10 protein-coding genes are annotated in these 9,533 nt (G+C 70.5%); 6 read left to right on the forward strand and 4 right to left on the reverse strand.

Annotated features, from left to right (window positions below):
- From minC to phaP, 4 genes are all read left to right on the forward strand, one after another.
- The coding region (gene minC, locus NS331_RS19845) for a septum site-determining protein MinC (RefSeq protein ID WP_153012947.1) at window positions 1-416 on the forward strand (416 nt) is incomplete at its 5' end.
- An 85-nt stretch (window positions 417-501) separates the two neighbouring features.
- Window positions 502-1,314, forward strand: a complete 813-nt coding sequence (gene minD / locus NS331_RS19850) for a septum site-determining protein MinD (protein ID WP_058643684.1) — start codon at window positions 502-504, stop codon at window positions 1,312-1,314.
- Between the two features lie 5 nt (window positions 1,315-1,319).
- Window positions 1,320-1,604, forward strand: a complete 285-nt coding sequence (gene minE / locus NS331_RS19855; protein WP_058643685.1) for a cell division topological specificity factor MinE — start codon at window positions 1,320-1,322, stop codon at window positions 1,602-1,604.
- Window positions 1,605-1,682: 78 nt separating this feature from the next.
- Window positions 1,683-2,201 carry a TIGR01841 family phasin gene (gene phaP / locus NS331_RS19860; protein WP_058643686.1) on the forward strand — a complete coding sequence of 173 codons (519 nt, stop codon included), beginning with the start codon at window positions 1,683-1,685 and terminating at the stop codon, window positions 2,199-2,201.
- Between the two features lie 233 nt (window positions 2,202-2,434).
- On the opposite strand, the gene NS331_RS19865 is transcribed toward phaP, so the two are convergent.
- On the reverse strand, window positions 2,435-3,328 hold the full coding sequence (locus NS331_RS19865; RefSeq protein WP_058643687.1) for a transporter substrate-binding domain-containing protein: 894 nt from the start codon (window positions 3,326-3,328) through the stop codon (window positions 2,435-2,437).
- Window positions 3,329-3,625: 297 nt separating this feature from the next.
- On the opposite strand from NS331_RS19865, the gene NS331_RS19870 reads away from it, so the two are divergent.
- Complete coding sequence (locus tag NS331_RS19870) at window positions 3,626-4,879, forward strand: D-amino acid dehydrogenase (protein WP_058643692.1); 1,254 nt, start codon at window positions 3,626-3,628, stop codon at window positions 4,877-4,879.
- Window positions 4,880-4,892: 13 nt separating this feature from the next.
- Here NS331_RS19870 and NS331_RS19875 read toward each other — a convergent pair whose 3' ends face one another.
- The 3 genes from NS331_RS19875 to NS331_RS19885 all read right to left on the reverse strand — a co-directional run bounded on the left by NS331_RS19875 (window position 4,893) and on the right by NS331_RS19885 (window position 7,236).
- Window positions 4,893-5,633, reverse strand: coding sequence for an OmpW/AlkL family protein (locus NS331_RS19875; RefSeq protein ID WP_058643688.1), 741 nt, complete (start codon window positions 5,631-5,633; stop codon window positions 4,893-4,895).
- 88 nt (window positions 5,634-5,721) lie between these two features.
- A complete protein-coding gene (locus NS331_RS19880; RefSeq protein WP_058643689.1) occupies window positions 5,722-6,636 on the reverse strand; it encodes a LysR family transcriptional regulator in 915 nt (304 codons plus the stop codon).
- 12 nt (window positions 6,637-6,648) lie between these two features.
- The gene (locus tag NS331_RS19885) at window positions 6,649-7,236 is read right to left on the reverse strand and encodes a cob(I)yrinic acid a,c-diamide adenosyltransferase (protein ID WP_058643690.1); all 588 of its coding nucleotides are present in this window, start codon (window positions 7,234-7,236) and stop codon (window positions 6,649-6,651) included.
- A 79-nt stretch (window positions 7,237-7,315) separates the two neighbouring features.
- Between NS331_RS19885 and NS331_RS19890 the strand changes: the two genes are divergently transcribed.
- Window positions 7,316-8,740, forward strand: a complete 1,425-nt coding sequence (locus NS331_RS19890; protein WP_058643691.1) for an FAD-binding oxidoreductase — start codon at window positions 7,316-7,318, stop codon at window positions 8,738-8,740.
- Window positions 8,741-9,533 lie beyond the last annotated feature (793 nt).

Genomic DNA, 9,533 nt, shown 5'->3' on the forward strand with positions numbered 1-9,533 from the left:
CGCGCACGATCTGCGGCGCGCGGCCGCCCGAGCCGCCCAGCCCCGCGCCGCAGATCGTGCGCGAGGTGCCGGTGCCGCAGGGCGGCACGCTGCTGATCGACCGGCCGCTGCGCTCGGGCCAGCAGGTGTACGCGCGCGGCGGCGACGTGATCGTCACCGGCCTGGTGAGTTTCGGTGCCGAGGTCATCGCCGACGGCAACGTGCACGTGTACGCACCGCTGCGCGGCAAGGCCATCGCCGGCGCGCGCGGCGACACCGGCGCGCGCATCTTCACCACCTGCCTCGAGGCGCAGCTGGTGGCCGTGGCCGGCGTCTACCGCACGTCCGAAGTGGCCCTGCCCGCGGACGTGGCCGGCAAGCCGGCGCAGATCCGCCTGCACGACGACAAGCTTCTGCTCGAAGCCATCACCGGTTGACGGCGCGATGGCTTCCCGCAAAAAGAAACCCACTCATTCCCAGCGCAGCAAGCGGCGCGAAACAGTCAAAGAAGGATTCAGGCAAATGACCAAGATCGTGGTGGTGACCTCGGGCAAGGGCGGCGTCGGCAAGACGACCTCCAGCGCGAGCTTCGCATCGGGCCTGGCCCTGGCGGGCAAGAAGACGGCCGTGATCGACTTCGACGTCGGCCTGCGCAACCTCGACCTCATCATGGGCTGCGAGCGCCGCGTGGTGTACGACTTCGTCAACGTGATCCAGGGCGAGGCCAACCTGACGCAGGCCCTCATCAAGGACAAGCTGTGCGACAACCTGTTCGTGCTGGCCGCCTCGCAGACGCGCGACAAGGAAGCGCTGACGCAGGAGGGCGTGGGCCGCGTGCTCGAGGAGCTCAAGACGATGGACTTTGACTACATCGTCTGCGACTCGCCCGCCGGCATCGAGACCGGCGCGCTGATGGCCATGCACTTCGCCGACGAGGCGCTGGTGGTGACCAACCCCGAGGTGTCCTCGGTGCGCGACTCCGACCGCATCCTGGGCATGCTCAGTTCCAAGACGCAGCGCGCCAAGGACGGCGCCGAGCCGATCAAGGAGCACCTGCTCATCACCCGCTACAACCCGGCGCGCGTGGCCGACGGCCAGATGCTGTCGCTGGAGGACATCCAGGACATCCTGCGCATTCCGCTGATCGGCGTGATCCCGGAGTCGGAGTCGGTGCTGCAGGCCTCCAACCAGGGCATCCCGGCCGTGCACGACAAGGAAAGCGACGTGGCCCAGGCCTACCAGGACGTGGTGGCGCGCTTCCTCGGCGAGGAGCGGCCCATGCGGTTCACCGAAGCGGCCAAGCCCGGCTTCTTCAAGCGCATCTTCGGGAGGTAAGGCGCATGTCCTTCCTCTCCTTCCTGCTGGGCGAGAAGAAGAAGTCGGCGGCCGTCGCCAAGGAGCGGCTGCAGATCATCCTGGCCCACGAGCGCGGCCTGAACGCGCGCCGGCCCGACTACCTGCCGCAGCTGCAGCGCGAGCTGCTGGCGGTGATCTCGAAGTACGTGTCGATCAAGCCCGAGGACATCAAGGTGAACCTGGAAAAGCAGGACGCCCTGGAGGTGCTCGAGGTCAAGATCGAGCTGCCCGACCTGCCGCTGACCATCCCCACGCCGCCCGCGCGCTGAGGCGCAACCCGGCTTTGCGCCCGGGGCGGCTGCGGTTATCGTGGCCGCTCCACCGCACAACCCGATTGGAGACGCCCGATGGCCACCCGCAAGACCTCTTCGTCCACCGATGCCGGCGGCACCGGCTCGCTGCCCGATCCCATGGCCGCGCTGGCCGGCATGCAGGAAGCGGCCGCCAAGTCGCTGCAGGAGATGGCCCAGCGCATGCAGGGCATGGACGTGACCGGCACCGCCGCCCTGCTGCTGGAGAACAGCCGCAAGGACATGGAGGCGATGGTCAAGGCCAGTTCGCTGGCGCGTGAGGGCCTGCAGAGCGTGGTGCAGCGCCAGACCGAGATGCTCAAGCAGTCCATCGAGCAGTGGCGCGACACGCTGCAGTCCATGCCCGGCCAGGACATGAAGGGCCAGCTCGGCAAGATCGACAGCATGGGCCGCGCCAGCTTCCAGCAGGCGCTGGAAGACATCCGCGAGCTGGCCGACCTGACGGCCCGGTCCCAGACCGAGGCCTTCGAGATCGTGCGCCAGCGCGTCAACGAGAACGTCGAACAGGCCCGCCAGCTGCTGGCCCAGGGCATGGACGCGCACAAGAAGCGCTGAGCCCGGTCACCCGATGCAAAAAGCCTCCCGCGGGAGGCTTTTTGTATTTGGCCGGTAGCGACCACGCGATCATCCACGTGCCGGCAACCTCAACTCAACAAATGCTCGAGGGGCCGCGGAGCAGGCCACGCCAGCGGCGCCCGCGGAACCGGCTTCGCCGGGCCGCCGGGAGCGCCCCCCGGTAGGGGGGTAGGCGAAGCGGCACGCAGTGCCGCGCAGCCTGGGGGGCGAGCTCACGTCGCCGGCTTGTCGCTGAGCGCCTTGAGGTTTTCTTTCAATTCTTTGCTCATCGGCAGCCCGATGGCCTGGTTTTTCGGCGGGATCGGGCCCATGAACCACTTGGCGTACATCTTCTCGAACTCGCCCGACTTCATCAGGCCTGTGAAGACGCCATCCACCAGCGCCTTGAACTTGGGGTCGTCCTTGCGCAGCATGCAGGCATAGGGCTCGACCTGCAGCGGCTCGGCCACCACCTCCAGGCTGGCCGGGTCCTTGGCGTTGGCCTTCAGGCCGTAGAGCAGGATGTCGTCCATGGGAAAGGCGGCCGCGCGGTCGCTCTCGACCAGCAGCAGCGCGTCGGCATGGTCCTTGGTGCCGATGATGTCCAGGTCCAGCTTCTTCTCCTCGTTGTACTTGCGCACGACGAGCATGTTGGTGGTGCCGGTGGTGATGGCCACCTTCTTGCCCTTGAGGTCGGCCCAGTCCTTGATGTTGGAACTCTTCTTCACCAGCGCGCGGGTGCCGGTGTAGAAGTGGTTGATGGCGAAGGCCACGTCCTTGCCGCGGGCGCTGTTGTTGGTGGTGGAGCCGCACTCCAGGTCGATGGTGCCGTTGGTCAGCAGCGGGATGCGGTTGGCCGAGGTGACGGGCATCAGCGCCACCTCCAGGTTGGGCTTGTTGAGCTGCTTCTTGACCTCGGCGACCACGGCGTTGCTCAGTTCCACCGCGAAGCCGATGGGCTTGCCCGGTGCTTCCAGGTAGCTGAAGGGCACCGAGGACTCGCGGTAGGCCAGGGTGATCTTGTTGTCCTTCTCGATCTTGGCCAGCGTGTCCTGGCCCTGGGCCTGGGCGGCCTGCAGGCCGGCGATGCCCAGCAGGGCCGCGGTCATGAGGAGGGAGCGCTTCATGGAAACCTTTCTGTCGAGGATGCGGATGGAAGGGCGAGCACGTCGGAAGGCTCGGCTCGCGGGTACCCAAGCAAGGCGCCGGCCAGTGTGGCCGCTGCGCCGCGCGAACGCTCATGGTTTTTTCGCGGCCGGCCATGCCCGGAGCTTATGGACGCGCCCGCCGGCCCATGAGCTGCCGGCATGGACCAGGCGGCCTTCGGCATTGGCTCCGGCGCACCGGGCTTCGTACAGTGCGGGCAAACCCTGGCGGCACAGCCGCCGGCCCTGTCGTTCCCCAATCCCTCCACCTTCCCTTCCATGCACATCTGCATCCTCGGCGCCGGCATCGTCGGCCTGGCCACCGCCTGGGAACTGCAGGCGCAGGGGCATGCCGTCACGGTGGTCGACCAGGCCGCGCCCGGCAGCGGCACCAGCAGCGGCAACGGCGCGCAGCTGAGCTACTCCTACGTGGCGCCCCTGGCCGACGGCTCGATCTGGGGCCAGCTGCCCAAGCTGATGTTCGCGCCCGATTCGCCGCTCAAGCTGCGGCCGCAGCTCGATCCGCGGCAATGGCGCTGGGGCCTGGGCTTCATGGCGGCCTGCAACGAGCCCGCCGCCGCGCGCACCACGCGGACGCTGCTGGCCCTGGCGGCCGACAGCCGCACCGGCTTCGAGGCCATGCGCGCCGCGCTGCAGCCCGACTGCGATTTCGCCGAGGCCGGCAAGCTGGTGCTCTATCGGGGTGCGGCCGGGCTGGCGGCGGCCGGCCGGCAGGTCGCACTGCAGGCGGCGCTGGGCGGTGCGCCGCAGCGCCTGGTGACGCCCGACGAGGCGATCGCGCTGGAGCCGGCGCTGGCCAGCCAGCACGGCCAGTTCGCCGGCGCGGTCTACACGGCCAGCGAATGCGTGGCCGACTGCCTGAAGGTGTGCCAGGCGCTGGCCGCGGCGCTGCAGGCGCACGGCGTGCGCTTCGTGCAGGCGCCGGTGCTGGGCTTCGAGCGCGACCCGCACGGTGGTGCGGGCGCGCGGGTGCATGCCGTGCGCACCGGCGCCGGCGTGCTGGAGGCCGAGGCCTTCGTGCTGGCGCTGGGTGCGGCGTCGGCCCGCTTCGGCCGGGCGCTGGGTGTCTACCTGCCGGTGTACCCGCTCAAGGGCTACAGCATCACGCTGCCGGTGCACGATGCGCCGGGCGCGGCGCCCGTCGTGAGCGTGACCGACACGGCGCGCAAGACGGTGTTCGCGCGCATCGGCCAGCGCCTGCGCGTGGCGGGCATGGCGGAACTGGTGGGCGAGGACCTGCGCATTCCGCCGGCCCGCATCGCCACGCTGCAGGCGGCCACGCGGGCCGTGTTTCCGCAGGCCGCCGTGGAAGGCGCCGATCCGCAGCCGTGGGCCGGCCTGCGTCCGGCCACGCCCAGCGGGTTGCCGCTGGTGGGGCGCCTCGGGCGCGCGCCAGCCAACGTGCTCTTCAACGTCGGCCATGGCGCGCTGGGTTTCACGCTCGCCTTCGGCACGGCGCGCCACGTGGCGCGCCTGCTGGCGGCCGACACCGCGCCGGCGCCGGCCGCATGAGGCGCGGACCGCCTCAGAAGCGGTAGGTGGCCGACAGGTAGGTCACCACCGGGTTGAGCTTCAGGCGCGCTTCGCTGGTGAGCAGGGGCACGCCGGTCGCCGTGGTGGTGGTGAGCGTGGCCTTGGTCTTGAGCGGGATGTACGACACCGACAGCGAAATGCCCCAGTGCCGGTCGATCTGCCAGGCCGCGCCCGCGTTGAAGACCGGCGCGAAGGAGCTGTCCAGCTTGGCCGAGGTCACGGTGCTCAGCGGCGGGCGGCCGGCCAGGCCGCCGACGGCGCCCTGCAGGCCCGGCGTGAGGCTCACGTCGCTGTACCAGACGTAGGTGCCGCCCAGGCCGACGAAGGGCCGGAAGGCGTCGTTGCCGTTGCCGAAGTAGTACTTGCCGAGGATGGTGGGGCTCCACTGCCGGGCCTCGCCCAGCTGGCCGACGCGGGCCAGCGTGCCTTCGCCATTGAGCTTGAACTTGGGCGGCACGCCCAGCACGCCTTCCACGGCCCAGTTGGGGTCGACGAAGTAGACGGCGCTCAGGCCCAGGGTGTCGGCATTGCCGACGCCGGCGCCGGAGCCCGGCACCACGCTGGGCACGGGCGCGGTCACCGTGAGCGGCTGGCTGGAATCGCGCGGCGAGAAGTGGAGCCAGCCGGCGCCCAGCACCCAGTCGCCGGCCTGCTGGGCCAGGGCGGGTGTGGTGGCCAGGGCACCCAGGCCGGCAAGGGTCAGAGCCTGAAGGAGTCGTTGTTGTCTCTGCATGACAGTCCTTTATCGGGAGAGAGTTGAGCGGTGCCGCCGCAGCACTGGCGCCCGGACGGCGCCCACGATGCGAACGACCGTTCGCTTTTTATCCCAAATCGGCCTGCGCCGCAGTCAGCACTTGTCCCACGCAGGCCACCAGCGTGCGCACGGGCACCGATTCGGCGGCGTCGGCGGCGCGCAGCGCACGCACCGGCACGGGCAGCGGCGGCGCCAGCGGCAGGCAGTCCACCCGCGCCGGATCGGCGGACAGCGCGGTGCAGCCATCCACCAGCGCGGCGCCCAGGCCGTGGTGCGCCATGGCCAGCGCCGCGTGGTAGGTCTGCACTGTGACCACCGCCTGCAGGCCCACGCCGGCCTCGCGGCAGGCCTGCGCCACGCCCAGGCCCAGCGGGTCGCGGCCGTCCAGGGCGATGGCCGGCACACCCGCCAGGTCGGCCAGCGACAGCGTGCCGGCGCGCACCAGGGCCGGCGGCAGCAGCCCGCGCGGCGCCACGCAGACCATGCGGCTTTCCGCCACGGCGTCGTGCACCAGCCCGGCCTGCGGCAGGGCGCTGAAGGCGAAGCCGATGTCGGCCTCGCGCAGCAGCAGGGCCGAGACGATCTGCGGCGTGTGCAGCGCCTCGACCCGCAGTCCGACGGCGGGATGCCGCCGACGGAAGGCCACCAGCGCCCGGGGCAGCACCTCGTGCGTGAGCGCCATGACCGCGACGATGCGCAGCTCGCCCGCCACCTCGCCGCCGTGGCGCAGCTGGGTGGCCAGGCGCTGCACCTCGTCGAGCTGTGCGAACAGCCGCTCGATGCGCGGATACAGCGCCTGCGCCTCGGCCGTCGGCGTGAGCCGGCCCCTGGCGCGGCGGAACAGCGCGAAGCCGAGTTGCAGCTCGGCATGCTGGAGCGTGCGGCTGACGGCCGGCTGGGTGACGTTGATGAGCCGTGCCGCGGCGCTCACGCTGCCGGTGAGCATCACGGCATTGAAGACCTCGATGTGGCGCAGGCGCATGCGGCGGCGGCGTCAGTCGCCGACCGGCGCGTCGCCGGCAGCGGCGGCGCGCGCCAGGCGTTCGCTCTTCCAGTAGACGTCGTCGCCGCCGTCCATGCGGTTGAGCACGCGGGCCAGCACGAAGAGCAGGTCCGACAGGCGGTTGAGGTAGCGCCGCGGCGCGTCGTTCACCACTTCGACCGCGCCCAGCGCGACGATGGCCCGCTCGGCCCGGCGCGCCACGGTGCGGCAGACGTGCGCCTGCGCCGCCGCACGGGTGCCGGCCGGCAGGATGAATTCGGCCAGGCGCGGCAGCGCGGCGTTGTGCGTCTCCAGTGCCTGGTCCAGCTGCAGCAGCGCCTCGTCCTTGAGCAGCGTGTAGCCGGGCATGGCCAGCTCGCCGCCCAGGTTGAAGAGCTGGTGCTGCACGTCCACCAGCAGCTCCCGCACCTCGGCGGGCAGCGGCTCGCACAGCAGCAGGCCGATGTGCGAGTTGAGCTCGTCCACGTCGCCCATGGCATGCACGCGCAGGTGGCCCTTGGAGACGCGGGTGTTGTCGCCCAGGCCGGTGCTGCCGTCGTCGCCGGTGCGCGTCGCGATCTGGGTGAGGCGGTTGCCCATGCGGAAGTCCTTCTGTGGCTGCGGTTCCTAGAATGGTAGACCGCGCCGGCCAGCACCCGGCCGCCCAAAGGAGACAGACATGAACGCCCCCGCCGACCTCGCCCGCCTGCATCCCGCCGTGGCCCCGCGCCCGGTGCCCGAGTCGCTGCTGGCGGCGCTGCGCGAGCGCTTCGGCGCCCAGTGTTCCACGGCCATGGCGGTGCGCGAACAGCACGGCCGCGACGAATCGCCCTTCGACGTGCCGCCGCCCGCGGCCGTCATCTTTGCCCAGAGCACGCGCGACGTGGCCGATGCGGTGCGGCTCGCGTCGGATGCGGACGTGCCGGTGATCCCCTTCGGCGTGGGCTCCTCGCTCGAGGGCCATCTGCTGGCGGTGCAGGGCGGCATCAGCATCGACCTGTCGCGCATGGACCAGGTGCTGTCGGTCAACGCCGAGGACCTCACGGTGACGGTGCAGCCCGGCGTGACCCGGCGGCAACTCAATGAGGAGTTGCGTTCCAGCGGCCTCTTCTTCCCCATCGACCCCGGCGCGGATGCCAGCATCGGCGGCATGACGGCCACGCGGGCCAGCGGCACCAACGCCGTGCGCTACGGCACCATGCGCGAGAACGTGCTGGCGCTGGAGGTGGTGACGGCCAGCGGCGAGGCGATCCGCACCGGCACCCGCGCGCGCAAGTCCTCGGCCGGCTACGACCTCACGCGGCTGATGGTGGGCAGCGAGGGCACGCTGGGCGTCGCCACCGAAATCACGCTGCGCATCTATCCGCTGCCCGAAGCGGTGTCGGCCGCCATCTGCTCCTTCCCGAGCATCGAGGCGGCGGTGCGCACCACCATCCAGATCATCCAGCTGGGCGTGCCGATCGCGCGGGTGGAACTCATCGACGTGAATGCGGTGCGCATGGTCAATGCCCACTCCAGGTTGAGTCTGCGCGAGGAGCCGATGCTGCTGATGGAGTTCCACGGCTCGCCCGCCGGCGTGCAGGAGCAGGCCGAGACGGTGCAGGCCATCGCCAGCGAGATGGGCGGCAACGACTTCGAATGGGCCACCACGCCGGAGGAACGCACCCGGCTGTGGACCGCCCGGCACAACGCCTACTTCGCCGCCGTGCAGTCGCGCCCCGGTTGCCGCGCGGTGACCACCGACACCTGCGTGCCGATCTCGCGCCTGGCCGATTGCCTGCTGGCCTCGGTGGACGAGGCGGATGCGAGCGGCATCCCCTACTTCCTGGTGGGCCACGTGGGCGACGGCAACTTCCACTTCGGCTACCTGATCGACCCGCACGACCACGACGAGCGCCTGCGCGCCGAGCAGCTGAGCCACGACCTGGTATCGCGCGCCATTGCGATGGGCGGCACCTGCACTGGCGAGCACGGCATCGGGCTGCACAAGATGGGCTTCCTGATCGACGAGGCGGGCGACGGCGCGGTGGCGATGATGCGCACGCTGAAGAAGGCGCTGGATCCGAAGAACATCCTGAATCCGGGGAAGATCTTCAGTCTTTGATCGGCTGCAACTTTGCTGTCGGAACGGCCGCGCTGGATCAGGGCCGCATTCATGGTGGTGCTTGGATCGAGCGCATCGTTGCCGGTCTCTGGCTGACGGCAACGCGCTTCGTCGTCTTTGACCGATGCGTCCGCTCTGATCGGGAGAAAGAACGGCTCCTGGTCTGAACCGGCGGAGGACGCCAGCATGCGTTCTCCGGCGCTGGTCGCGCTCACCGGCTTGCTGCATCAGGCGGGTGCTCGCTCTCCACCGACATGCCTGGGGCACTGCACGGCGCCGCGAATGGGGCGCCTCCGCCAGCACGCCGGCATCCTCCGCCTCGACCCTGCTCGCGAATCCTCCACGGCCATGGCCTTTGGCGGTTCAGCCACCGCGACCCCTCATGGCGCCGTGGTCGCCCGTCTCCGAACCGTTCGGCTGGCGGCGTCTCGAAGCCGGGATGCATCCCGCCCTTCGACAAGCTCAGGGCGAGCGGGGTGGAAGGCGCCGAGGGTCAACGGTGAACGGCGAACGGTGAAGGGCGAAGGACGTCCGCTCAACTCACCCAGCCGTCGCCGACGACCCAGCCGCTGATCCCGGCAGTTCAGGCGCACGGTCAAGGCAGAGGATGCCGGTGTGCGATCGGAGGCGCCCCATTCGCGGCGCCGTGCAGTGCCCCAAGCGCGTCGGTGGAGAGCGAGCACCCGTGTTGTGCAGCAAGCCGGTGAGCGCGACGCGGTGCCGGAGAGCGCATGCCGGCGTCCTCTGCCGGTTAGCGGCGCGGCGCTAGCGCGACCGAGAACCGAGAACCGAG

The organism is Pseudacidovorax intermedius (genome assembly GCF_001476815.1).
GTDB lineage: Bacteria > Pseudomonadota > Gammaproteobacteria > Burkholderiales > Burkholderiaceae_C > Xenophilus > Xenophilus intermedius_A.